Source organism: Shinella sp. SUS2 (genome assembly GCF_001262505.1).
Lineage (GTDB): Bacteria > Pseudomonadota > Alphaproteobacteria > Rhizobiales > Rhizobiaceae > Shinella.
Genome location: NZ_KQ410730.1, coordinates 214,344 through 239,001, shown reverse-complemented (window position 1 = coordinate 239,001; position 24,658 = coordinate 214,344). Strand labels below are relative to the sequence as shown.

At 65.8% G+C, this 24,658-nt stretch carries 22 protein-coding genes; 5 read left to right on the top strand and 17 right to left on the bottom strand.

Annotation, left to right across the window (positions count from 1 at the left end):
- Positions 1-70: 70 nt before the first annotated feature.
- The 3 genes from AKG11_RS14645 to AKG11_RS14635 form a co-directional block, all read right to left on the bottom strand.
- Entirely contained in the window at positions 71-3,469 is a 3,399-nt protein-coding gene (locus tag AKG11_RS14645; RefSeq protein ID WP_050744378.1) for an acyl-[ACP]--phospholipid O-acyltransferase, read from the bottom strand.
- Between the two features lie 75 nt (positions 3,470-3,544).
- On the bottom strand, positions 3,545-3,823 hold the full coding sequence (locus AKG11_RS14640; protein ID WP_023517096.1) for a YiaA/YiaB family inner membrane protein: 279 nt from the start codon (positions 3,821-3,823) through the stop codon (positions 3,545-3,547).
- 25 nt (positions 3,824-3,848) lie between these two features.
- Positions 3,849-4,526 (bottom strand): PspA/IM30 family protein, encoded by a 678-nt coding sequence (locus AKG11_RS14635; RefSeq protein ID WP_050744377.1) that lies wholly within the window; start codon positions 4,524-4,526, stop codon positions 3,849-3,851.
- 105 nt (positions 4,527-4,631) lie between these two features.
- On the opposite strand from AKG11_RS14635, the gene AKG11_RS14630 reads away from it, so the two are divergent.
- Positions 4,632-5,225: a TetR/AcrR family transcriptional regulator gene (locus AKG11_RS14630; protein ID WP_050744376.1), complete on the top strand. Its 594-nt coding sequence runs from the start codon at positions 4,632-4,634 to the stop codon at positions 5,223-5,225.
- Between the two features lie 364 nt (positions 5,226-5,589).
- Here the strand turns inward: AKG11_RS14630 and AKG11_RS14625 are convergent, their stop codons facing one another.
- From AKG11_RS14625 to cyoA, 10 genes are all read right to left on the bottom strand, one after another.
- On the bottom strand, positions 5,590-5,832 hold the full coding sequence (locus AKG11_RS14625; protein ID WP_050744375.1) for a hypothetical protein: 243 nt from the start codon (positions 5,830-5,832) through the stop codon (positions 5,590-5,592).
- A gap of 22 nt (positions 5,833-5,854) precedes the next feature.
- Complete coding sequence (locus AKG11_RS34565) at positions 5,855-6,001, bottom strand: hypothetical protein (protein ID WP_023517515.1); 147 nt, start codon at positions 5,999-6,001, stop codon at positions 5,855-5,857.
- An 11-nt stretch (positions 6,002-6,012) separates the two neighbouring features.
- Positions 6,013-6,933 carry a dihydrodipicolinate synthase family protein gene (locus AKG11_RS14620; RefSeq protein WP_050744374.1) on the bottom strand — a complete coding sequence of 307 codons (921 nt, stop codon included), beginning with the start codon at positions 6,931-6,933 and terminating at the stop codon, positions 6,013-6,015.
- A 12-nt stretch (positions 6,934-6,945) separates the two neighbouring features.
- Entirely contained in the window at positions 6,946-7,362 is a 417-nt protein-coding gene (locus AKG11_RS14615; RefSeq protein ID WP_156334100.1) for a hypothetical protein, read from the bottom strand.
- Positions 7,355-7,549, bottom strand: coding sequence for a hypothetical protein (locus AKG11_RS14610; RefSeq protein ID WP_130516631.1), 195 nt, complete (start codon positions 7,547-7,549; stop codon positions 7,355-7,357). Before AKG11_RS14610 ends, AKG11_RS14615 begins: the two co-directional genes overlap by 8 nt.
- 134 nt (positions 7,550-7,683) lie before the next feature.
- Positions 7,684-8,403 carry an SURF1 family protein gene (locus AKG11_RS14605; RefSeq protein WP_050744371.1) on the bottom strand — a complete coding sequence of 240 codons (720 nt, stop codon included), beginning with the start codon at positions 8,401-8,403 and terminating at the stop codon, positions 7,684-7,686.
- A gap of 266 nt (positions 8,404-8,669) precedes the next feature.
- Positions 8,670-9,068 carry a cytochrome o ubiquinol oxidase subunit IV gene (cyoD, locus tag AKG11_RS14600; protein ID WP_050744370.1) on the bottom strand — a complete coding sequence of 133 codons (399 nt, stop codon included), beginning with the start codon at positions 9,066-9,068 and terminating at the stop codon, positions 8,670-8,672.
- The gene (cyoC, locus tag AKG11_RS14595) at positions 9,065-9,688 is read right to left on the bottom strand and encodes a cytochrome o ubiquinol oxidase subunit III (protein WP_050744369.1); all 624 of its coding nucleotides are present in this window, start codon (positions 9,686-9,688) and stop codon (positions 9,065-9,067) included. Before cyoC ends, cyoD begins: the two co-directional genes overlap by 4 nt.
- A gap of 3 nt (positions 9,689-9,691) precedes the next feature.
- Positions 9,692-11,695: a cytochrome o ubiquinol oxidase subunit I gene (cyoB, locus tag AKG11_RS14590; RefSeq protein ID WP_050744368.1), complete on the bottom strand. Its 2,004-nt coding sequence runs from the start codon at positions 11,693-11,695 to the stop codon at positions 9,692-9,694.
- A 102-nt stretch (positions 11,696-11,797) separates the two neighbouring features.
- Positions 11,798-12,892 carry a ubiquinol oxidase subunit II gene (gene cyoA, locus AKG11_RS14585; RefSeq protein WP_023516010.1) on the bottom strand — a complete coding sequence of 365 codons (1,095 nt, stop codon included), beginning with the start codon at positions 12,890-12,892 and terminating at the stop codon, positions 11,798-11,800.
- A gap of 296 nt (positions 12,893-13,188) precedes the next feature.
- Between cyoA and AKG11_RS14580 the strand changes: the two genes are divergently transcribed.
- Positions 13,189-14,514 (top strand): MFS transporter, encoded by a 1,326-nt coding sequence (locus tag AKG11_RS14580; protein WP_050744367.1) that lies wholly within the window; start codon positions 13,189-13,191, stop codon positions 14,512-14,514.
- Positions 14,515-14,619: 105 nt separating this feature from the next.
- On the opposite strand, the gene AKG11_RS14575 is transcribed toward AKG11_RS14580, so the two are convergent.
- The 3 genes from AKG11_RS14575 to AKG11_RS14565 form a co-directional block, all read right to left on the bottom strand.
- Complete coding sequence (locus AKG11_RS14575) at positions 14,620-15,696, bottom strand: NAD(P)H-dependent flavin oxidoreductase (RefSeq protein ID WP_050744366.1); 1,077 nt, start codon at positions 15,694-15,696, stop codon at positions 14,620-14,622.
- Between the two features lie 62 nt (positions 15,697-15,758).
- Positions 15,759-16,184, bottom strand: coding sequence for a hypothetical protein (locus tag AKG11_RS14570; RefSeq protein ID WP_050744365.1), 426 nt, complete (start codon positions 16,182-16,184; stop codon positions 15,759-15,761).
- Positions 16,185-16,314: 130 nt separating this feature from the next.
- Positions 16,315-17,229: a LysR family transcriptional regulator gene (locus AKG11_RS14565; protein WP_050744364.1), complete on the bottom strand. Its 915-nt coding sequence runs from the start codon at positions 17,227-17,229 to the stop codon at positions 16,315-16,317.
- A 142-nt stretch (positions 17,230-17,371) separates the two neighbouring features.
- Here AKG11_RS14565 and AKG11_RS14560 point away from each other — a divergent pair, with 142 nt between their 5' ends.
- The 3 genes from AKG11_RS14560 to AKG11_RS14550 all read left to right on the top strand — a co-directional run bounded on the left by AKG11_RS14560 (position 17,372) and on the right by AKG11_RS14550 (position 22,934).
- Positions 17,372-18,169, top strand: a complete 798-nt coding sequence (locus AKG11_RS14560) for an alpha/beta hydrolase fold domain-containing protein (RefSeq protein ID WP_050744363.1) — start codon at positions 17,372-17,374, stop codon at positions 18,167-18,169.
- A 58-nt stretch (positions 18,170-18,227) separates the two neighbouring features.
- On the top strand, positions 18,228-19,418 hold the full coding sequence (locus AKG11_RS14555; protein ID WP_050744362.1) for an efflux RND transporter periplasmic adaptor subunit: 1,191 nt from the start codon (positions 18,228-18,230) through the stop codon (positions 19,416-19,418).
- A gap of 327 nt (positions 19,419-19,745) precedes the next feature.
- Positions 19,746-22,934, top strand: a complete 3,189-nt coding sequence (locus tag AKG11_RS14550; RefSeq protein ID WP_050744361.1) for an efflux RND transporter permease subunit — start codon at positions 19,746-19,748, stop codon at positions 22,932-22,934.
- 100 nt (positions 22,935-23,034) lie between these two features.
- On the opposite strand, the gene AKG11_RS14545 is transcribed toward AKG11_RS14550, so the two are convergent.
- A complete protein-coding gene (locus AKG11_RS14545) occupies positions 23,035-24,654 on the bottom strand; it encodes a dihydroxyacetone kinase subunit DhaK (RefSeq protein WP_050744360.1) in 1,620 nt (539 codons plus the stop codon).
- Positions 24,655-24,658: the final 4 nt, after the last annotated feature.

Genomic DNA, 24,658 nt, shown 5'->3' with positions numbered 1-24,658 from the left:
TTCGCCCCGCAAGCGGGGAGAAGGTGGCGGCAGCCGGATGAGGGGCGAACCCTCGCCAGCGCCAAAAACCTCAAGCCGCCACTTCCGCCCGGGCCTGTTCCGCCAGCAACTTCTGTGCACTGACGAAATCCACCTTGCCGGAGCCGAGCACCGGAACGGTGCCGACCTTCACCTCCGAGGGCACCATCATGTCCATCGCGCCCTTTTCCTTGGCAAAGCGCAGGAAGGCGGCGCGGGTGGCGTCGGGGGCGTCGGTGAGGAGGACGAGGCGCTCGCCCTTCTTGGCATCCGGCAGGGAGACGACGACCGACAACTTTCCGGACCAGAGTTCGCCGGCCAGCGCCTCGACGGCGGCGAGCGAGACCATTTCGCCGCCGATCTTGGCAAAACGCTTGGCGCGGCCGCGGATGGTGATGAAGCCGTCCTCGTCGACGGTCACGATGTCGCCGGTGTCGTGCCAGCCGTCCGGCGTCGGCTCCAGCACGCCGGGGTTTTCGGCGCGCAGATAGCCGGACATGACGTTTGCGCCGCGCACGAAGAGGCGGCCGCCGACATCGACGCCCGGCACCGGGTCGAGCCGGTATTCCATGCCGGGCATGATCTTGCCGACGCTGCCGGCCTTGTTGAACATCGGCGTGTTGAGCGCGATGACCGGGGCCGCCTCGGTGACGCCGTAGCCTTCGAGGATGCGCACGCCGAACTTTTCCATGTAGAGCGCGCGCGTGGTGGCGCGCACCGGTTCCGCGCCGGCGAAGCAGTAGCGGATCGAGCGGAAATCATAGGGGTGCGCGGTGCGGGCGTAGCCGTTGAGGAAGGTGTCCGTGCCGAAGATGATGGTGGCGTTGGAGGAATAGATCAGCTCCGGAATGATGCGGTAGTGCAGCGGCGAGGGATAGAAATAGACCGGCACGCCCGAGACGAGCGGCAGGATGGTGCCGGCCGTGAGCCCGAAGGAGTGGAAGACCGGCAGGATGTTGAACACCTTGTCGCCGGAATGGAAATCGATGCGCGAGGCCGCCTGCGCGGCGTTGGAGAGGATGTTGCGGTGGGTGAGCACCACGCCCTTCGGCGCGCCTTCCGAACCCGAGGTGAAGAGGATCACCGCCGGATCGTCGGCCTTGCGCTTGACGAGCGGCCGGCCTTTTCGCAGGAGGCCGCGCAGCTTGTCGGCAAAACCGATGGTCTGGCGCAGGTCGTCGAGCCAGACGATCTCCAGCGTCTTTGCAAGTTCTTCCACGACCGGGCCCAGTTTCGCCTGGGTGATGAAGGCGCGGGAGGTGAGCACGCGGCGCACCTCGGCCGCCTTGCAGGCCGACAGGATGTTGGCGGAACCGGCGGTAAAATTCAGCATGGCCGGCACCTTGCCCGCGGACATGACGCCGAGAAGGGTCGCGACGGAGCCGTTGGCATTGGGCAGGAGCACGCCGAGCGTCCGGTCTTCCGGGTAGAGCGCGCGGAATTTTGCGCCGAGCACGGCGGCACCGGTCAAAAGCTTGCCATAGGTGAGCGAACCGGTGACGGGATCCTGCACGGCAAGGCGGCGCATGCCGCGCTCCTCGGCGCTTTCGATGACCTTTTCGAGGACGGTCGTGCTGGTGTCCGTGGTGGAGAACATCAGCATGGACATGATCTGGTAGAGTTCGGCACCCGCCGCCATGCGGCGCTTGCGGCCCTTCAGTTCGGCCGGCACGGTAAGGCGTACCGGCGGCAGGATCGTCACCTTGACCTTGGGGAACAGGCGGCGGCGCACATGCAGCGAGGAAAGGCGCGAAAAATAGCTCTTTTCCAGTCCGTCGATGCGCACGGGCACGACCATCGCGCCGGTCTTATCGGCCACCATGGCGGCGCCGTCATAGACCTTCATCAGCGCGCCCGTGACAGTGATGCGGCCCTCGGGGAAGATGACCAGCGGTTCGCCGTTGTTGACGGTCTTGATCAAGGTGCGCGTCGCCATCGGCTTCGAGGGATCGAGCGGCAGGAAGTTGCACATCTTCAGGAAGGGTTTCACCCACCAGGCCTTGGCGATGGTGTAATCGACGGCGAAGGTCGGTTCTTCGTCGGTGAGGGCAAGCGCCAACGCGCCGTCGAGGAAGGACACGTGGTTGAGCGCGATGATCGGCGCCTTGCCGGCCTTCTTCAGGTTGTCGAGCCCGTCCACTTCCAGCCGCAGGAAGGCGCGGAAGAGGATGGAGACGAAATCGCGGAAGGCATTGGTGGGAAGCGTCTTCAGCATCACCCAGGCAGCGACGATATTGGCGATGGCGAGGCCGGCGAGAAGCAGGGGCGTCGAGGTGCCCGCCGCCTGCAAGGCCGCGACAAGGCCGCCGCCGACTGTCATGAAGCCGGCCGAGAGCACATTGGCCGCGCCGATGACGCGCGAGCGCTGCTCTTCCTCTGCCCAGGCCTGCAAGGCGGCGAAGGTGGGCACGACGAGGAAAGCGCCCGCGATCGCCATGCCGGCGAGGTCGATGGCGATGCGGATCGTGTAGGGGCCGGCGAAGAAAGCGGAGAGGCTTTCCGCGGGCGCCGCGACACCGGCATGGCCGACGCTCCAGGCGAGATCGAGGCCGAAGAGGGCCATGATCAGCGTGCCGATCGGCGCCGGCAGCAGCACGATGCGGCCGGCGGACATCCAGGCGGCAATGGCCGAACCGATGCCGACGGCGACGGCGAAGACGGCGAGATAGGCGGTGATGGCGGTCTCGTCGCCGCCGAGGCTGCCCTTGGCCATGGGCGGCAGCAGCGAGAGCACGATGGCGCCGACCAGCCAGAACCACGACGCCATCAGCGCTGAACGCCACAGGCGCTTGTCGCCGCGCAGCGCATTGACGAGGCGGCTCGTGGAGCGGAAGACGTTGCGATCGACGGCGAGATCCGGGGCCTTCGCGCCGACGCGGGGAATGTAGCGGCTCGACAGCCAGCAGGCGAGCGCAAGGCCGAGCATCATCGGCCCGAAGAGCCAGGGATTGACGCCATCAGCGGCGGCAAGGCCGGCGACCAGCGTGCCGCCGAGAATGGCGATGAAGGTGGCGCCCTCGATCCAGGCATTGGCGCGCGGCAGTTCCTTGCGTTCGAGATGATCGGGCAGGATGCCGTACTTGACCGGGCCGAAGAGGGCGGAGATGACGCCGTAGAGGAAGAGCGCCGCCATCAGCACCGTGATGGAATGGAAGGCAAGGCCGATGACCGCAACGCCGGCGGCCGCCAGTTCCACCCGCTTCAGCCGCTCGGCCATCACGGCCTTGTCGAACTTGTCGGCAAGCTCGCCGCCGAGGGCGGAGAACAAGAGGAACGGCGCCATGAAGACGGCGCCGGCGAGCGTCACCAGCGATCCCGCGTCCTCTGCCGCGACCGTCGCGAGGATCAGGAAGACCAGCGTGTTCTTCAGGAAATTGTCGTTGAAGGCGGACAGGAACTGGGTCCAGAAGAGCGGCGCGAAGCGCCGGGACGTCATGAGATTCTGTTGCACGGCGCATCCCCCATCTTGCGGGATTGTTTAAAGGCAAGACCTTGCCGCTTGGTTGAGAGGCAAGGTCGCTTTCGATCAGACGTCTTCGCTCTTGATGCCGAGCAGCAGCTTTTCCGTCTTGGCGTCGTCGATGCGGCGGAGCAGCTTGTCGGCTTCCTGGTTGTCGCGCAACGTCTTGGTGACGTTTACGGTGGTCTGCACCAGCATCAGGATGCCCATGGCGAGATAGCCTTTGCCCCAGAGATCGAGCGGCATCATGTAGAGGCCGAGCGCCAGCATGAAGGCGGCGAGGCCGAAGCTGGCATAGGAGAAGGTCGTCCAGGCGGACGAGTGTTTCATCAGGCTGTCGTTCATGGCGATGGTTCCCTTCAAATCCGTTTTATTGGGCGTTCATGCGGCTGCGCAGGCGTTGGAGCACCTCGTCCGCGCTGGTGACGAGCGGGCGGCCGCAGCCGGCGGCGGCGAGTTTTTCGGCGAGCGCCGCCGGGTCCGGGCCGGTCTCCAGCGTCGTCAGCGCCTCGGCCGTCAGTTCGGCCTCGCGCTGGCGCTGCTCCAGCCGGGCCAGCGTCGCTTCGGCGTCGGCGAGCGTGTTTTCGCCTGGTGCGTCGTTCGAAAGGCGCCGCGTGCGATCGCGCGCCAGGGCCAGCCGTTCGCCGCGGCGCAGCGCCGAAAGCCGCATCTCGCTCTGCCGCACCGCCTGTCTCAGACGGTCGATGCCGCCGGAAAATTCGGCCTGCACCTGGCGGGCGTTCTGCAATTCGGTCTCCAGCCGGGCAATCGAGCCGGCGGCCTCGGTGGCAAGCTTGTCGCGGCCCGTTTCGAGCGCGGCGATGGTGCGGCTTTCGAGGTCCTTGATACGGGCGGCGAGGCGTTCGGCGTTTTCCGTCTCCAGCCGGTTCTGGGCAATGGCGACGGCCACCGCCCGGCGTGCCGCCTCCACGCCGCGCGCGGCGTCGCGGATCTGCTGGGCGAGGATGGGAAGGGCATGACGGTCGCCGAAGGCCTCTTGCGCCTCGTGGGCACGGCCGCGCATCAGCGTCAGGATCTGTTTGAACATTTGCGTCTCTCCCTATATGAACAATGTTCAATAATCTTGTCGCATAAAAATGAACGTTGTTCAATATAGAAAGTGAACGACGTTCAAAAATAGGAGTCGAGGCCGATGGCGGGACCACGGACGAAGAAGGAAGACCTGAAAGCCCGGCTCGTCGCCGCCGGCACGGACCTTATCCGCGACCAGGGGCTGAAGGGTCTGCGCGCCCGCGACATCGCCGAGCGGGCGGGATCGGCGCTCGGCGGGCTCTACACGGTGTTTCCCGATCTCGACGGGCTGATCCTGGCGGTCAATTCCGGCACGCTGAAGCGGCTGGAGACGGCGCTGGAAACCGCCATCCCGCAAGAAGCCGGCATCGAGGAAACGTTCCTCAACCTGTCGCTCGCCTATCTCCGTTTCGCGCTGGCGGAAAAGAACCTCTGGGCCGCGCTCTTCGAGCATCGCATGCCGGAGGGCGTTGCAGTGCCCGACTGGCACCTTGCCGAACACGCCTTCCTGATCGGCCTCATCGCCGTGCCGATGGCGGCGCGCATGCCGGATGCGTCCGCCGAGGACATCGCCATCCGCGCCCGCACCTTCTTTTCCGCCGTGCACGGCGTCATCGCCATCAGCCTGGAGGGGCGCTTCGTCGGCATCACGCCGGCGCGGCTGGAACAGGAGGTCGCCGCCCTCGCCCGCATTCTGGCGAGAAGTCTCGGGTGACCGGCGGGACGGGCGGATTTTCGAACAAAGTCCCCCTCTGCCCATCGGCACTTTCCACAAGCGCCGGCAATCGCTCGGGCATGCGCGGTGGCCGCACCTTCCCTTCTCCCCGTGGGGAGAAGGTGGCCCAAAGGGTTCAGGCGCAACATGTTGCGCCGGGGATGAGGGGGGCACGCGGATGGCTCCCCGGCTTTTCTAGCCTTCGGCTTCCCCCTCATCCCGCTGCCGCGACCTTCTCCCCCTCGGGGAGAAGGGGCTGGGGGCAGCGAATGTATTCCATAGGCAATAGCCCGCCCCCGGGGAGATTGGGAACGGGCCTTCGTGATGTAAACCGGCTCTGCTGCGGCAGCCGGCCGTAAGACTTTTAGGCGAACCGGAACGCGATCGCGGCGCCAATTTGCTGGCGGCGCACGGCCTCGCGGTCACGGTTGCTCTCTTCCAGCGCATAGTGCATCGCCGCCTCCTCGCTGGCGAACAGGCCGCCGACGCGACCGAGGCGGTCTTCCACCACCCACCAGCCATGCGGGTCGCGGCCGACGGTAAAACGGGGCGGCTCCGGCGGCCGGCTGGCGCGGCGGACGCGGTTTTTGCGAGTCTGGCGGTGCATGGGTCTTCCTTTCGGGGATGGATCAGGGTTGCGGCAGAAAATGCTGCACGGCCGCCGCGGCGACGAGGATGAGGCCGATGCGCAGAAGCAGCGCCGGCAGCGGCAGCGGGGGTTTGGGGTGTGGCAGCGCGGCGGCGATCGCCTTGCGGTCCTTCTTCCTGGTTTTCATGTGCCGGTCCCTCAGCTCGCCCTGGCAAGCTGCGCGGCGCATTCCGGCAGGCCGGCAAGCGCCCGGCGCACCGACGCGCCCATCGCGGATGAGGCGGGCACCAGCGGCAGCCGCACCGTCTCGGAAAGGCCGAGCACGGGCGAGAGCCCGTGTTTGACCACGGCCGGGTCGGGCGTATCGCCGAGTGCGGCAAAGAGCGGCGTGAGGCGATCCTTCAGGTCGAGCGCAAGGTCGATGTTGCGGGTCCTGAGCGCCTGGTGCATGGCGCTCGTCAGGCGCGGCGCAAGGTTTGCGGCCGGCGACAGCGTGCCGCTTCCGCCGAGCACGTTGAAGGCGAAGGCGGTCGCATCATGGGCGGAATAGAGCGCCAGCCGCTCGCGCAGCCTGCGGTCGATCACGGCGAGCCGCGCCATGTCGCCGGATGCGTCGACGAAGCCGTGGATGCCCACGATCTCGCTGAGTGCCCAAAGGGTTTCGGCCGTGACGTCCGAACGCGTTGTCGCGGGATCGGCGAGCGCCAGGATCGGCAGCGCCGTCGCCTCCGCCACGGCGCTGATATGGGCGATGATGCCCTTCTGCGTCGGCTTGCTGTAGTAGGGCGTCGCGATAACCAGTCCGTCCGCGCCCTCTTCTTCCGCATCGAGCGCCAGTCTTATGGTCGCGTCCGTCGCATAGGTGCCGACGGCGGCAAGCACGGGCACGGCAAGGCCGGCGCTGCGGACCGCCGTCGCGAGCACGGCGCGGCGCTCCTCGCGGCCAAGCGCCGGCCCCTCGCCCAGCCGACCACAGACGGCGATGCCGGAAACGCCGCTCGCAATCTGCCAGTCGATGAGGGCGGCGAGCGCCGCGTGGTCCACCGCCTCGCCGGAAAAGGGCGTGACGAGATCGGAAATGAGGCCCTGAACGGGAATGCGGCGCCGATGCTCCGGCATGGGATTGTCCTTTCAGTGTTGTGAGGGGGCGGGGCGATCGAGCGCCACCAGGGCGGCCATGACGGCGGCGCGCCGGTCGCCATGCACGGCGACGGCGCGGCGTCGCTCGGCCTCCAGGAAGACGATGCGGGCGATCCACACGCCGTCGAGCGCCTGCAGCCGGTCGAGCCGGCGGGCGGGGCGCGCGGCGGCAACCAGCGCCCGGCTTGCGCCGTCGAGGTCGTCACGCTCCATCAGGATGCGGAAGGCGCGGCGGAACCCGATGTCTTCGCGCGCTTCGGCAAGCGAGGGCAGGATGCGCAGCACCTCCCAGAGATGATGTTCGCGCAGGCGCGGCACGGTGGCGAGGCGCGCGGCGAGCGCATCGGTATCGGCGGGCAGGATTTCCGGCACGGCAGCCGGCAATTGCCACGGAGAAAGCCTAGGCATGGGCCACCGCCAGCAGCGCCAGGGCGGCAAGAGCCGCGAGCAGCGCCCAGGTCGTGGCGGGCCGCGGCGTCGCATCCGCCCGGCGGAACCGCCTTGCGGCGTTTTCGTGCATGCGCACGCGGTGGTTCAGAAAGATCATCCGCGTCGAGAGCGGCGGCAGGGACGGGTCAGGCTGGTCTTTGCGCATCAGGGCGCCTCCTGGAATGTCGAGGCCAGGGCCGTATCCGGCGGTGGCTTCGACCTTCAAGCTAGGCGTGCCGACATAACTTCTCGATTGGGAAAAGCAGCGGGGAAGATAGGGATTTCATAAAGACGGCGGGGCTAAACAAGCTTCCGGCGATGCACGGCCCAGACGGCCGCCGCGCTCATGGCCGCCAGCGCGAACCAGGTCAGCGCGTAGACGAGGTGACTGTTGCGGAAGGCGATGACAGTCATGCCGCCGACCGGCAGGCCGCCGGGATTTGCCGTCGCGTCCGCATCGATGAAATAGGGCGCGACATCGGTAAGGCCCTTTGCAGCGGTGATGGCGGCGACATCGCGGGAGAACCAGCGATCCCCGGCCGGGTCGTTGGCGCGCAGGAACGCGCCGCCGGGTTCGCTGAGCCTGAGGAGGCCCGTCACCGCGACGGGGCCGGCGGCAAGTTCGCTGGCGATGCGGTCGGCGGGCTCGCGTCGGTCCGCAGGCACGAAGCCGCGGTTGATCAGCACGATCGTCTCGTCCGGCAGGCGGAGCGGCGTCAGCACCCAGAAGCCCGCGCCGCGCTCCGTCACGGCCTGCACCAGCACCGTCCTGTCGTGCTGGAAGAGGCCGGTGGCGGTGACGCGGCGGTACTCGTCCTTTTCCTGGGAAATGCCGGGCCATTCGGCGCGTGAAGGCGCCGGCACGGGGTCCGCGTTCACGCGACTGTCGACGCGGGCAATGAGGTCGAGCTTCCAGAAGAGACGCTGCACCTGCCAGGCACCGAGCGCGAGGAAGGCGGCGACGAGAAGGAGGAGGAAGCCGGTAAGGAGGCGCCGGGCGCGGCGGGACGGTTGGGGCATCAGGCCTATTGTATCCCTCTCTGCTCTGCCGAAGACCCGCACGATGCGTCGAGCCATTGTATCCGGGCAATGCCCCTCACCCTAACCCTCTCCCCGCAAGCGGGGAGAGGGAACTTGCCCCACGGATCGTTGCAACTTGAGAAAAACGGCGCGGCATATCCCCTTCGCCCCGCTTGCTGGGAGAAAGTGGCCGGCAGGCCGGATGAGGGGCAGAGGGGCGTGGTCGCCAAAGCGGTCCATTTTTTCCCGCACATCCACCACCCCGCTCAGGGCATGTTCTTCATCATCTCGTGGGTCATCGGCATCATGTTGGTGTTGAGGTGATGCATGACCCAGAGCGAGCCGGCGATCGCGATGCCGACGATGATGAGGGTGAAGATCAGCGCCATCATCGTCCAGCCGCCTTCCGAGCGCGGGTTCATGTGCAGGAAGTAGACCATGTGCACGACGATCTGCACCACGCCGATGCCCATGACGAGAACGGCGGTGAAAAGCTTGCTGTCGAGCACGCCGCCCATGACCAGCCAGAAGGGAATGGCCGTCAGGACGATCGAGAGCACGAAGCCGATCATGTAGCCCTTGAACGAGCCGTGGCCGGCGCCATGGCCATCGCTGTGGGCATGGTGGGTGTCGTGGGCGCTTTCGTGGGTGGGGTGGGCGCTCATCCGAGGACTCCCAGGAGATAGACGAAGGAGAAGACGCCGATCCAGATGACGTCGAGGAAGTGCCAGAACATGGACAGGCACATCAGGCGGCGGCGGTTCTCGGGGTTGAGACCGTGTTTCTTCACCTGCACCATCAGCGTGATCAGCCAGATCATGCCGAAGGTGACGTGCAGGCCGTGCGTGCCGACCAGCGTGAAGAAGGAGGACAGGAACGCCGAACGCGTCGGGCCGGCGCCCTCGGCAATCAGGTGGTAGAACTCGTAGAGCTCCAGCGCCAGGAACGCCGCGCCGAAGACGCCGGTGATGCCGAGCCAGACCAGGGTCTCCATCTTGGCGCCCCGCTCCATCTGGAGCATCGCAAAACCGTAGGTGATGGAGGAGAGGAGCAGCATCGCCGTGTTGATGGCGACGAGATTGAGGTCGAACAGATCGGCCGGCGAGGGCCCTGCTGCATAGTTGCGGCCGAGCACGCCGTGCGTTGCGAACAGCACGGCGAAGATCAGGCAGTCGCTCATCAGGTAGAGCCAGAAACCCAGCATGGTGCTGTTTTCCGGGTGATGATCGTCCTTGAGGTAGAAGACCGGCTTTTCGTCGGGATTGTGGACTTGGGTCGCGCTCATGGCTCAGGTCCGTTCTTCAAGCAGTTTCGTGCGCGCATCCTCCGTCGCCGTCACGGTGTCGGCGGGGATGAAGAAGTCGCGGTCGTAGTTGAAGGTGTGGGCGATCGACACGGCGACGATGCCGACGAAGGCGAGCGCCGCCAGCCACCAGATGTACCAGATCAGCGCGAAGGCGAGCACGACGCTGATGGCCGACAGGATGACGCCCGTACCGGTGTTCTTCGGCATGTGGATCGGCCGGAACCCGCCGAGCGGACGCTCGTAGCCGCGGCTCTTCATGTCGTACCAGCTATCGTGGTCGTGCACGACGGGGGTGAAGGCGAAGTTGTAGTCCGGCGGCGGCGAGGAGGTCGACCATTCGAGCGTGCGGCCGTCCCACGGGTCGCCGCTGTCGCAGCGCAGCTGGTCGCGCTTGAAGTAGCTGACGACGAGCTGGACGATGAAGGAGCTGATGCCGAGCGCGATCAGGAAGGCACCGAAGGCCGCGATGATGAACCAGATCTGCAGCGAGGGATCCTCGAACTGGCTGACACGGCGGGTGACGCCCATCAGGCCGAGCACATAGAGCGGCATGAAGGCGAAGAAGAAGCCGATCTGCCAGAACCAGAAGCTCATCTTGCCCCAGAAGGGATCGAGCTTGTAGCCGAAGGCCTTGGGGAACCAGTAGACGACGCCCGCCATCAGCCCGAACAGCACGCCGCCGATGATGACGTTGTGGAAATGGGCGATGAGGAACAGCGAGTTGTGCAGCACGAAGTCGGCCGGGGGGATGGCTAGCATCACACCCGTCATGCCGCCGATGACGAAGGTCACCATGAAGCCGACCGTCCACAGCATCGGCACCTCGTAGCGGATGCGCCCGCGATACATGGTGAAGAGCCAGTTGAACATCTTCGCCCCCGTCGGGATCGAGATGATCATCGTCGTGATGCCGAAGAAGGCGTTGACGGACGCGCCCGAACCCATGGTGAAGAAGTGGTGCAGCCAGACGAGATAGGAGAGGATCATGATCACGCAGGTGGCATAGACCATCGACGTGTAGCCGAAGAGCCGCTTGCCGCAGAAGGTCGCGACCACCTCGGAGAAGATGCCGAAGGCCGGCAGAACGAGGATGTAGACCTCCGGATGGCCCCAGATCCAGATGAGGTTGATATACATCATCGGGTTGCCGCCGAGGTCGTTCGTGAAGAAGTTCGTGTCCACGTAACGGTCGAGCGACAGGAGGGCGAGCGTCGCCGTCAGGATCGGGAAGGTCGCGACGATCAGGATGTTGGTGCAGAGCGCGGTCCAGGTGAAGACCGGCATCTTCATGAAGGTCATGCCCGGCGCGCGCATCTTCACGATGGTCGCGATCAGGTTGATCCCGGACAAGGTCGTGCCCACACCGGCGACCTGTAGCCCCCAGATGTAGTAGTCGACGCCGACGCCGGGACTGTAGTCCGCGCCCGAAAGCGGCGGATAGGCGAGCCAGCCGGTGCGCGCGAATTCGCCGACGAACAGCGACATCATGATGATGACCGCGCCGGCCGTCGTCATCCAGAAGGAAAAATTGTTCAGGAACGGGAAGGAGACGTCACGCGCGCCGATCTGCAACGGCACGACATAGTTCATGAAGCCGGTGACGAAGGGCATCGCCACGAAGAAGATCATGATCACGCCATGGGCGGTGAAGATCTGGTCGTAGTGATGGGCGTTGAGATAGCCCTCGTTGCCGCCAAAGGCGATCGCCTGCTGGATGCGCATCATGATGGCATCGGCAAAGCCACGCACAAGCATGACGATGGCGAGGATGATATACATGATGCCGATCTTCTTGTGATCGACCGACGTGAACCACTCGTTCCAGAGATAGCCCCAGAGCTTGAACTTGGTGATCAGGCCGAGAAGCGCGATGCCGCCCAGCGCCACGACCGCGAAGGTCACGACGAGGATGGGCTCGTGGTAGGGGATCGCTTCCCAGGTGAGCCGTCCAAAGATGAATTGCGTGAGGCTGATGTCGCCGAACATGGGATCGTCCAATATCGTTGCGTAGGCGGCCCGGTGGGACCTTGGGCCTTGCGCGCCCGCCGCAGCCGGCGGGCGCAATGAAAACTGGTGCGACCAGCGCGGCTAGTGCGACTGGTGCGCGTCGTGGTTCATCGTTGCCGGGTTCTCCTCGACGCCCTCGGCCGGTTCTTCGCTGCGCGCGGGATTGCCGGTCTCGGGGAAGGTGGCGGCGGGCGCCTCGTCCTCGGCATGGCGGTTGTCGTGCTCGAGCTTGGCCTTGTTGTCGTGGCTTTCCTTGCCGGCGCCGCCCATCATGTCGATGTGCATCATGTCCTTCATGCACATCTGGCCGTCGCGCACGCACATGTTGAGCACAGCCTGGTAGAGCCCGTTGTCGACAGTGGCGTAGTAGCGCACCGGCTCCTTCACGCTCGGCTTTTCGAGCTTCAGGTAGGCGTCGCGGTTGAGCGCCGTGCCGTTCTGCTTGACCCGCGCCACCCAGGCCTCGAAACCGGCCTGGTCGACCCCGTGGAACTTGAAGCGCATGTGCGAGAAACCGTCACCGCTGTAGTTGGACGACAGGCCCTCGTATTCGCCCGCCTTGTTGATGACGGCGTGCAGCTTCGTCTCCATGCCGGGCATGGTGTAGATCATGCCGGCAAGCGCGGGCACATAGAAGGAGTTCATCACCGAAGAGGCGGTGAGCTTGAAGTTGATCGGCACGTCGACGGGCGCTGCCATCTCGTTGACGGTGGCGATGCCGTATTCCGGATAGAAGAACAGCCATTTCCAATCGAGCGCCACCACCTCCACGGTGATCGGTTTCATCTCTTCCGTCACCGGCCGCGCCGCGTCGAGCCGCTCCAGCGGCCGGTACGGATCGAGCTTGTGGGTGCTGACCCAGGTGATGGCCCCGAGCGCGATGATGATGGCGAGCGGGGCCGACCAGATGGCGACTTCCAGGCCCGTCGAATGATGCCACTCCGGATCGTACTTCGCTGCGGTGTTCGACTGGCGGTAATGCCAGGCGAAATAGAGCGTCATTGCCAGCACCGGTACGATGATGATCAGCATGAGAATGGTCGAGACGACGATCAGGTCCCGTTGCTGGGCGGCGATGTCGCCGGACGGCGACATGACAACCATGTTGCATCCGGTGAGCAGGACCAGCATCAGGGGAAGGATCGAGACTCGGGCTAAACTGAATGGCTTCGGCATTGCGGCCTCAACTTGCGTTCTGTCTAGTCGGCAATAAGCGGGCATGGTCGCGCTTGGAAGTGAGGTGCTTCGTCGCAGCGCAGCATTCTGTCGCAGTGCGGTAGAAACATTTGGGCTGTCCGCCGCCGCAAAATTGATCTAGCGCAATAATCGTCGCGGGTCTCGCATGCCCGCTGCGACGGATCGAAGGTTCGGACGCAATCTTGCCGCAACGCGCACGTTTCGCCTAATTCTTGATATTGGACGCCGAATAGTCAACACTCTAACGACATGGCGCACATTGCTCGGAGAAATTCATGAGTTCGGTCGCTAATCCTTCGTCCTCCGGTCTCGAGCGGGATGCCCGCCGCATGCATGCGGACGACAAGCCGCTGTCGCCCGGCAGTGTCGCCATCGGCGTGGTGATCGGGCGCACCTCCGAATTCTTCGATTTCTTCGTTTACGGCCTCGGCTCCATCCTCGTTTTCCCGAAGCTGATCTTCCCCTTTGCCGGCAGCGCCGTCGCCGCGACGCTGATGTCCTTCGCGCTCTTCCCCCTCGCCTTCCTCGCCCGTCCGGTCGGCTCCTTCGTCTTCATGTGGATCGACCGCAACTACGGCCGCGGCACCAAGCTGACGGTGGCACTGGTCATCCTTGGCGGCTCCACCGCCTCCATCGCCTTCCTGCCGGGCTACGAGACGATCGGCTACTGGGCGGTCGCGCTGCTCGCGCTCTTCCGGCTGGGGCAGGGTTTCGCGCTCGGCGGCGCCTGGGACGGGCTCGCCTCGCTGCTCAGCCTCAGCGCGCCGGAAAACCGCCGCGGCTGGTATGCGATGATCCCGCAGCTCGGCGCGCCCTTCGGCTTTGCGCTCGCCAGCATCCTGTTCGGTTATTTCGTCACCAGTCTTTCGGAGGCGGATTTCCTCGCCTGGGGCTGGCGCTATCCGTTCTTCGTCGCCTTCGCCATCAACGTCGTGGCGCTCTTCGCGCGCCTGCGCATCGTCGCCAGCAAGGAGTTCGGCGCGGCCATGGAAGCGCAGGAACTGCAGCCCCGGCCGGTCTTCGAAATGCTCAGCAAACATTCGATGGATGTGGTGCTCGGCGCCTTCGTGCCGCTGGCAAGCTTCGCCATGTTCCACCTCGTCACCATCTTCCCGCTCTCCTGGATCACGCTCAATGGCGGCCAGTCGGTGCAGGAGTTCCTCTGGGTGCAGGTGGCGGGCGCGGCCGTCGGCGCCGTGGGGATCGTGCTCTCGGGCGTCATCGCCGATCGCATCGGGCGGCGCAACCAGCTCATGGCCGGCGCCATCCTCATCGCGATCTTCTCCTTCTCCGCGCCGTTCCTGCTGGATTCCGGCGGCAAGGGGCAGGATGCCTATATCCTGATCGGCTTCTTCATCCTCGGCCTCACCTTCGGCCAGTCCTCGGGCGCCGTCTCCTCGCGCTTCACGAAGTACTATCGCTACACCGGCGCGGCGCTGACCTCGGACCTCGCCTGGCTCGTCGGCGCCGGCTTTGCGCCGCTCGTGGCGCTCGGCCTTGCCACCAGCTTCGGCATCATCTTCATCGGCGGTTATCTGATCTCGGGCGCGATCTGCACGATTGCGGCCCTGACGCTGACGCGGGCGCTCGACCAGAACTGAGGTCGAACTCAGAGCGACTTCGCCCCGCATCCGCCTGCCGGCACCTTCTCCCCGCTTGCGGGGAGAGGGTTAGGGTGAGGGGCAAAGCTCACACCTTGGTCCACATTAACGCCGCCCCAAAACCTCCATCGCCTCCGCAACGAGCTTTGTCGTCAGCTCCCCTGCCGGCAGGGCCCGCGCGAGCCGTGCGGCCTGGCCGGACCAGAGATTGGTGAAATCATCCCGTCCCGCCGCCTCGGCCTTCGCGCGGATCGGGGCGAGCGCGCCGCCGGCCGTCGGGAAGGCGGGGGCGAGCTCCGACATCGGGCCGATCTCCCGCATCAGCCGGTTGAAGATGCCGCGTGCCGGCCGGCCGGTGAAAAGATTGGTGAGCGCCGTGTTGTCGTCGCGTGCCGTCGCCATCGCCGCCTTGTGGAACGGGTTCATCCGCGCCTCCGGTGTGAAGAGATAGGCCGTGCCGACCTGCACGGCCGACGCGCCCAGCATCAGCGCCGCCGCCACCCCTCGCCCATCGGCGATGCCGCCCGCTGCGATGACGGGAACCTTCACCGCATCCACCACCTGCGGCACCAGCGCCATCGTGCCCACCTGCGCCGCCATGTTGTCGGTCAGGAAACTGCCGCGGTGGCCGCCGGCCTCGAAGCCCATGGCGATGACCGCATCCACGCCATGCGCCTCCAGCCAGACGGCCTCGGCGACCGTCGTCGCCGACGAGATGATTTTCGCGCCCGTCGCCCTGACCCTTGCGAGCAGCCCCGCCTCCGGCAGGCCGAAATGAAAGCTCACCACCTCCGGCCGCACCGTTTCCACCACGCGGCAATAGGCGTCGTCGAAGGGCGCGCGCCCCGTCGCGGGGATCGGCATGGCGGGGTCGAGACCCGCTTCGAGGTAATAGCCGGAGAGACCCTGTTTCCAGGCCGCATCGGCGGCCGCGTTCTCCGTCGGCGGCGTATGGGCAAAAAAATTCACATTGACCGGCCGATCCGTGGCGGTGCGGATATCGGTGAGCGCCGCCTGTACCTGCTCGACGCTGAGCAGCGCACTCGGCAGTGACCCCAGCCCGCCGGCCCTTGAAACGGCGATGGCCATCTCCGCTCCGGTCGAGCCGGCCATCGGCGCCTGGAGGATGGGCAGGTCGATGCCGAAGAGATCGAGAATGCGGCGGTCGGGCCAGCGGTCCATGGGCTGTTCCTTTCGGTGGGGAAGATGTGTTGGATCCGTTATACGCCCATTGCCACGAGCGTCTATGTCGCACTCGGAGAGACGGCCTTCCGCATGGCAACCTGGCTCTGGCCGGCAGCGGCCATGGCGGCAAGCAGCCGCAGCGCGTCGGCGGCGAGCGACGGCTGGCGGGTGAACCGGAAGCGCGTGCGGGCGGCAAGGCCGAGGGCGGCAGCGCCCTCCTCCGTCAGGACAAGCTCGACATGGTCGGGATGGCCGATGAGCGCACGCACCGCGTGGCCGTCGCAGGCAAGGTCCTGGTCCGTGCGTTCAAGATAGAGCAGGTCTTCGAGGAGCGGCGGTTCCGTGCTGCTCCGGGTACGCCCGCAGGCGATGTGCAAGATGTCGAGCGGATCGTCCGCTGACGCAAAGCCGAGCGAGAGCACGAGGAGTTCGCCCTCCTCAAACAGGATCTCCTCGATCTCGAAATCGTGCGTGTCAAACGCCAAGAACCGGCATCCTCTCGTTCTTGAGGGTGGTCGCCGCGTTCCGTTTGCCGGGTGCGACCCGTATTCGCGCCGTCAAACCGGACATGCCTTCTCCCCTGTGCCGGCGTCATGACGAGACAGCCGTTTCGGCCTAGGCCGGTTTGCCGAGCTGTGCTTCGGCAAGCAGGCGCACCAGCCAGTCGACGAAGACGCGCACCTTGTTGGAGAGGTGTCGGTTCGGCGGATAGACGATGTAGAGCGGAATGGGCTCGGAGCGCCAGCCGGGCAGAACGGGCACCAGCGCCCCGCTCGCCAGCGCCTCCGTCGCCATGAAGCGCGGCAGCGGCACGATGCCGAGGCCGGAGAGCGCGGCGGCGAGATAGCTGCGGGCATCGTTGACCGACACGATATAGCGGCTGTTGACCTCGATTTTTTCCGCGCCTTTCTCGAATTCGAAGGGCATGGTGCGGCCCGTCTGTGCGAGGAAGTAGTTGACGCAATGATGCTCCCCGCCGAGATCCAGCGGATGCTCCGGCGCGCCGAAGATCTCCAGATAGGCAGGCGCGGCACAGGTAACCACGTCGATCTCCGCCACCCGCCTTGCGATCAGCGACTGGTCGCCCGGCGCCCCGCCGCGCAGGGCGCAGTCGACGTTCTCGGCGAGATAATCCACCGTCCGGTCGCCGACCCCGAGGTCGATATGGATATCGGGATACTTCTTATGGAAATCGCCGAGCTTCGGGATGATCAGGAGGTCGGCGAAGGCCCCCGCCATCTCGACGCGCAGCCGGCCACGGGGGCTTGCATGGGAGTGTGAAAGGCTGCCGTCGAGTTCGTCGATCTCCGCGACGATCTGGATTGCCCGCTCGTAATAAAGCGCGCCGTCCGTCGTCACCATCACCCGCCGCGTCGTGCGGTTGAGCAGCTTGGTCTGGAGATGGGTTTCCAGATTCTGGATGAGATTGCTCACCGTCGCCTTGGGCATGCCGAGCGCGGCGGAGGCCCGGGTGAAATTGCCGGTCTCGACCACACGGAGAAAGGCACGCATTGCGGAAAGCTGATCCATGGAACATTCCTGCGTCGGAAGCTATGATTGTTCGAAATTCTGGATAGTGAAGTCAGTTTTAGCACACTTATATCGCAGAGATCAGGTACGATATAAATGGTGAGGCCCCATTCTAATTCCGGAGCGGGGCGAGGGCGAGACGATGTCGGTAGAGATCAAGGACATGACGTTCGACAAGGTGGCCAGCGGCCCCGTGTCCGCGCGCGTCTATCAGGGAGCGGAGTTCGCCAAGGGCGCCCCCATCCTGCTCTACTTTCATGGCGGCGCTTTCCTCGAATCCGGTGTTGTCGAGTGCCCGCTTGCCGAAATGCTGGCTGCGACCGGTGCCATCGTCGCCGTGCCCGACTATAATGCGCCGGGTGGCGGGATCTTCCCCCAGCCGCTGGAAGTCGGCTTCTCGGTGTTTTCCTATCTTGCCAAGAAGTGTGCAGGCCTCGGCGACCGCAAGTCGCCGCTGCTCATCGGCGGCGAGGAAGCGGGCGGCAACATCGCCGCCGGCGTGGCGCTCAAGGCGCGCGACCACTTTGCCAACGAGCTCGACGGCCAGGTGCTCATCTCGCCGCTGCTTGATCCCTTCATGGGTACGACCTCCTTCCGCAGCGCCGATGAGATCGGGATGCGCGAGCGTTGGTCCAATGGCTGGAGCCATTATCTCAGCGGCGGCGTTTGCCACCCCTACGCCGCCCCGAGCCTCTGTTCACGGCTCTCGGGCGTCGCCCCGGCCCTTGTCCTGTCGGCGGCGGACGACCCGCTCCTCGACGAGGCGCAGGGTTATGCCGACCGTCTGAGGGCGTCGGGCGTCAAGGTTCAGCAGCATGTTCTTCCCGCGGGAACAGGCTGGTCTTCGATTTACAGCGGGAAATCCGATGTCACCGGAGCATGGCGAAACTCCCTCGCCGACCATTTCTCCGATTTCATCAAGGATATAAGCATTCACTAATTTGCATTGAGAACAAGCCGATAGAGCGTGGCCGGAAAGGCCGCAAGGAGAAAAGACAATGACGTCGAAGCGCAAACGCTGGGCCCTGACGGGCGCCGGCCTGGCACTGGCTGTGTCCGTTTCCGCCGCAGCCCTTTATTTCCAACTGCCGGGCAACGTCGCCCAGGCCGAAGCCACCGTGACGGCCGAAGTGCCGGCGGTGCCGGTCACGGTCGCCGTCGTCGAGAACCGCGATGTCGTCGCCTGGCAGGAGTTTTCCGGCCGCCTGGAGGCCATCGACCGCGTGCAGATCCGCTCGCGCGTCGCCGGCGCCATCGAGGCGGTGAATTTCCGCGAAGGCGCATTGGTGAAGGCGGGCGACCTGCTCTTCACCATCGACCAGGAGCCCTACAGGACAGCGGTGACGCAGGCCGAAGGCCAGTACGCCTCCGCCGAAGCGCGAGTGAAACTCGCCTCGATCGAACTGGAACGCGGTGAGCGGCTTGCCAAGAGCAACAGCGTCTCGCAGAGCGAGGTCGATCAGCGCCAGAACGCGCTGGCCGAGGCCCGCGCCGCGCTGAAGACGGCGCAAGCCGCCCTGCATGCCGCAAAGCTCCAGCTCGGCTATACCGAAGTGCGCGCACCGGTCGCCGGCCGTGTCGGCAAAGTGGAGATCACCGTCGGCAACCTCGTTGCCGAAGGCTCCGCCTCGCCGGCCCTGACGACGCTCGTCTCGGTCGATCCGATCTATGCCGGCTTCAATGTCAGCGAGGAGACGGTCGCCAAGGCGCTCGCCGCCCTGCCGGCCTCCGATGGCGCACTGCCGCCGATCGACCAGATCCCGGTCGAAGTCGGCACGCTTGTCGACGAGGGCACGCCGATCCACGGCAAGCTCCAGCTCATCGGCAACGAGGTGGATGCGGCAAGCGGCACGATCACCGTGCGCGCCGTCTTCGACAATCCCGGCGGCCGGCTGATCCCCGGCCAGTTCGTGCGCATCCGCATGGGCGAGCCCAGGGCCGAGAGCAAGATCCTCGTCAGCGAGAAGGCTGTCGGCACGGACCAGGACAAGAAGTTCGTCTTCGTCATCGACAAGGACAACAAGGTGACCTACCGGCCGGTCGTGCTCGGCGGCCTCTCGGGCAATGAGCGCATCGTCGAAAGCGGCCTTTCCGGCGGTGACCGCATCGTCGTCAACGGCCTGCAGCGCATCCGCCCGGGTGTCGTCGTCGATCCGCAGGTGCAGGAGAACGTCGCCTCGGTGAAGTAAGCGGGCGGGTCGAGGTTCGGCCCCTCACCCTAACCCTCTCCCCGCAAGCGGGGGGAGGGGACGTGCCCCACGAACGGGCACGATAGGGGAAACCGGCGCGGCGGATCCCCTTCGCCCCGTTTACGGGGAGAAGGTGGCCGGCAGGCCGGATGAGGGGCCAGACCGACTGCGACGATCTTCCCTACGGAAGGCGTGGCGATCGCCATAACCAAAGATCGGCAGGACGCTCACCCGCCCTGCCCCAATGCAAGCAACAATCCCATACCCGCCGGCGGCGCATCGCCCGCCGGATGGGCCTGTTCGTCCCTGGAGAGGGGTCCTTTCGCCATGAATATCTCCCGTTTCTTCATCGATCGCCCGGTCTTTGCCGGTGTGCTGTCGATCCTCATCGTGGTCGCCGGCCTGATCGGCATGCGCGCCCTGCCGATCTCCGAATATCCCGAGGTCGTTCCGCCCTCGATCGTCGTGCGCGCCACCTATCCCGGTGCAAACCCGGTCGTCATTTCCGAAACCGTCGCGACACCGCTCGAAGAGCAGATCAACGGCGTCGAGGACATGCTCTACATGAACAGCCAGGCGACCTCCGACGGCGTCCTGACGCTGACGGTCACCTTCAAGCTCGGCACCGACCCGGACAAGGCCCAGCAGCTCGTGCAGAACCGCGTGTCGCAGGCCGAGCCGCGCCTGCCGGCGGAAGTGCGCGCGCTCGGCGTCACCACGGTCAAAAGCTCGCCCGACTTCATCATGGTGGTGAACCTCGTCTCGAAGACCGACCGATACGACATCACCTATCTTCGCAACTATGCCACGCTGAACATCAAGGACCGCCTCGCCCGCATCGAAGGCGTCGGCCAGGTCCAGGTGTTCGGCGCGGGCGACTATGCGATGCGCGTCTGGATCGACCCGCAGAAGGCGGCCGAACATGCGCTCGCCGCCAGCGATATTTCCAACGCCATCCGCGAGCAGAACGTCCAGGCGGCCGCCGGCATCATCGGTGCCTCGCCGACGTCCAGCGACGTCAACCTCCAGCTCAACGTCAACGCGCAAGGCCGCCTTCGCACGCCGGAAGAGTTCGGCAACATCATCGTGAAGACCGGCACGGAAGGCGAGATCACCCGCCTTCGCGACGTCGCGCGCATCGAGATGGGCGCGGCCGACTATTCGCTGCGCTCGCTGCTCGACGGCGAGCCGGCCGTCGCCGTCGCCGTGCTCCAGGCGCCAGGCTCGAACGCCATCGAGATCGCCGACAACGTGCGCGCCACGATGGACCAGCTCCAGCTCGCCATGCCCGAAGGCGTGAAATACGAGATCGTCTACGACACGACGGAATTCGTGCGCGCCTCGATCGAAAAGGTCGTCGATACGCTGCTCGAAGCGATCGCCCTGGTCGTGCTCGTCGTCATCGTCTTCCTCCAGACCTGGCGCGCCTCGATCATCCCGCTGCTCGCCGTCCCGGTCTCGATCATCGGCACCTTCGCCGTCATGTATGCCTTCGGCTTCTCGGTGAACGCGCTGACGCTCTTCGGTCTCGTTCTCGCCATCGGCATCGTGGTGGACGACGCGATCGTCGTCGTCGAAAACGTCGAGCGCAACATCGAGAACGGCCTCACCCCGCGCGAAGCCACCTACCGGGCGATGCGCGAAGTCTCCGGCCCGATCATCGCCATCGCGCTGGTGCTCGTCGCTGTCTTCGTGCCGCTCGCCTTCATCAGCGGTCTTTCCGGCCAGTTCTACCGCCAGTTCGCGCTGACCATCGCCATCTCGACGGTCATCTCCGCCATCAACTCGCTGACGCTTTCCCCGGCATTGGCGGCTCTTCTCCTGAAGGACCACCATGCGCCGAAGGATTGGCTGACGCGGATCATGGACGGCCTGTTCGGCTGGTTCTTCCGCGGCTTCAACCGCGCCTTCAACGCCGCCGGCAAGGGGTACGGCCGCAGCGTCGGCGGGCTGGTCTCGCGCAAGTCGCTGGTCATGGCGGTCTATCTCGCCCTCGTCGGCGCGACCTATGCGGTGTTCAACGCCGTGCCCGGCGGCTTCGTGCCGGCACAGGACAAGCAGTATCTCATCGGCTTCGCACAGCTTCCTGACGGCGCCACCCTCGACCGCACGGAAGAGGTCATCAAGAAGATGAGCGAGATCGCCTTGGAACAGCCGGGCGTCGAGCATGCCATCGCCTTCCCGGGCCTCTCCATCAACGGCTTCACCATCGGCTCGAACTCCGGCATCGTCTTCGCCTCGCTCGCCCCCTTCGAGGAGCGCACGACGCCGGAGCTTTCCGGCGGTGCCATCGCCATGCAGCTCAACCAGAAGTTCTCCGGCATCCAGGACGCCTTCATCGCCATGTTCCCGCCGCCGCCGGTCAACGGCCTCGGCACGACGGGCGGTTTCAAGCTGCAGATCGAAGACCGCGCCGGCCTCGGCTACGGGCCGCTCAACGAGGCGACGCAGGCGTTCCTCGCCAAAGCCTACCAGACGCCGGAGCTGGCGGGCCTGTTCTCCAGCTTCCAGATCAACGTGCCGCAGCTCTATGCCGACCTCGACCGTTCCAAGGCCCAGCAGCTCGGCGTGCGCGTGACCGACGTGTTCGAGACGTTGCAGATCTATCTCGGCTCGCTCTACGTCAACGACTTCAACGCCTTCGGCCGCACCTATTCGGTGCGTGTCCAGGCCGACTCCGCCTTCCGCGCCAAACCGGAAGACATCGGCCAGTTGAAAGTGCGCTCGCAGTCCGGCGAGATGATCCCGCTCGCCGCGCTGCTCAAGGTGGACGCCACCACCGGCCCGGAGCGCACCACGCGCTACAACGGCTTCCTTGCCGCCGACATCAACGGCGGCCCGGCCCCCGGCTTCTCCTCCGGCCAGGCGCAGGCCGCGGTGGAAAGGATCGCCGCCGAGACGCTGCCATCAGGCATCGACTTCGAGTGGACGGATCTCACCTACCAGCAGATCCTTGCCGGCAATTCGAGCATCGTCGTCTTCCCGCTGGCGCTGCTGCTGGTCTACCTGGTGCTCGCCGCGCAATATGAAAGCCTGACGCTGCCGATCGCCATCATCATGATCGTGCCGATGGGCGTGCTCGCGGCACTTGCCGGGGTCTGGTACACGGGCGGCGACAACAACGTCTTCACCCAGATCGGCCTCGTGGTGCTGGTGGGCCTATCGGCGAAGAACGCCATCCTGATCGTCGAGTTCGCACGCGAACTGGAATTCGAGGGCAGGACACCCGTCCAGGCCGCGATCGAAGCCAGCCGCCTGCGCCTGCGCCCGATCCTGATGACCTCCATGGCCTTCATCATGGGCGTCGTGCCGCTGGTGCTCTCGACCGGCGCGGGTGCCGAAATGCGCGCCGCCATGGGCCTTGCCGTGTTCTCCGGCATGATCGGCGTCACCTTCTTCGGCATCTTCATGACGCCGGTGTTCTACGTGCTGCTGCGGCGCCTCGCGGGCAACCGCCCGCTGGTGCAGCACGGCAAGTCGACGATGGAAGGGGAAAGCGAGGCGCACGCGGCGTAAAGCCAAAAAACCCTCCCCAGAATGTGTGGGCGGAGGGCGGTGCGACAACACAAAAGGCCGGAGGGAAATCCTCCGGCCTTTTTTACATGACAAAATGCTTTCAAGCCGCCAGATGCTCGAACAGCCGGGCGACCGCCTCCGCACCCGGATCGACATGCCCCTCCAACTGCTTCGCATTGATGTAGGCCGCCCGCCCGGCCTTCGCCCGCGTCAGCGTCGCGGTGAAGTTCGCGCCCTGCCTTGCCGCACCCGCAGCGGCGGCAACACTCTCGCCGAGCGCTTCGAGCGCCGGGGAGAGCGCATCGACCATGGTGCGGTCGCCGATATGCGCGCCGCCGATCTCCTGCATGCGGGCAAGGCCCGCGCGCAACGCCTCGCGCATCGGCAGGCCGCTGGAGGCGCCGTCGCCGGCGGCGGCGAAGAAGATGGCGAGCAGCACGCCGGAGGAGCCGCCCATCGTCTGGCTCAGCTCCTGGCCGATGGCGCGCAGGAGCTGCGTGTGGTCGGAGAGCGGCAGACGGTCGATGGCGCTGATCAGCGCGCGGGCGGCGCCGGCCAGCGTCGAGCCGGTGTCGCCGTCGCCGGATTTGGCGTCGAGGGCGTTGAGGTCCTGTTCGGCGGCGATGAGGACATTGCAGCAATCGATGACGAAGGCGCGGGTCGCTTCGTGGTGCGAGGCCATCGGCGTGATCGGCGTCAGGCCGTCCGGCAGGGCGGCGATGGCGATCGGCCGGATTTCCGAAACGCCGGGCCAGGCGGCGATCGGCACGGGGGTTTTCAGGAGTTCCAGCTCGGCCGCGTCGACGGGGAAGACGGAGATCGAAAAGCCCTGCATGTCGAGCGAGGTCATCAGTGGCGCGGGGCCTATGGCGTGGGTGATTTTTCTGCCGATCGAGGAGCCGAGGAGGTCATGGGCGAGCACCGACATTTCCACCACCGAGGCGCCGCCGAGATTGTTGATCAGCACGACATGCGGCCCCTCGCCCATGATGGCGGCAAGCCGCTCGACCATTGTGGCGACGGCGGCGCGGGCGCCGGTGAAATCGATCTGCTCGACGCCCGCCTCACCATGGATGCCGAGGCCGAGTTCGGCCTTGCCGTCGGGAATGCGGTCCTCCTTCGGCGAACCGGGCACGCGGCAGGTATCGAGCGACATGCCGATGGAGCGCGTGCCGGCGATGACGTGCCTGGCGGCTTTCGTGACCGTGTCGAGGTCGGCGCCCTGTTCGGCGAGCGCGCCGGCGATCTTGTGCACGAAGAGCGTGCCGGCGACGCCGCGGGCTTGCGGCAGGTCGGGCAGCGCGATGTCGTCGCCGACGATGACCATCGAGACGTTGAGGCCGAAGGCGCGGGCGCGCTCGGCGGCAAGGCCGAAATTGAGGCGGTCGCCGGTGTAGTTCTTGACGATGAGGAGACATCCGGCGGGGCCGGTGACCGCCAGAATGCCGGCGAGCACGGCGTCGACGCTCGGCGAGGCAAAGACGTCGCCGCAGACGGCGGCAGTCAGCATGCCCTTGCCGACGAAGCCGACATGGGCAGGCTCGTGGCCCGAGCCGCCGCCGGAGACGATCGCCACCTTCGACTTGTCCCAGTCGCTGCGCAGGACGACGCGGATATGCGGATAGCCGTCGAGCCGGGTCAGCGCCCCGCCGGAAAGGGCCAGCACCCCGTCGATCGCCTCGGTGACGACATCTTCGCGCTTGTTGATGAATTGCGCCATGGTT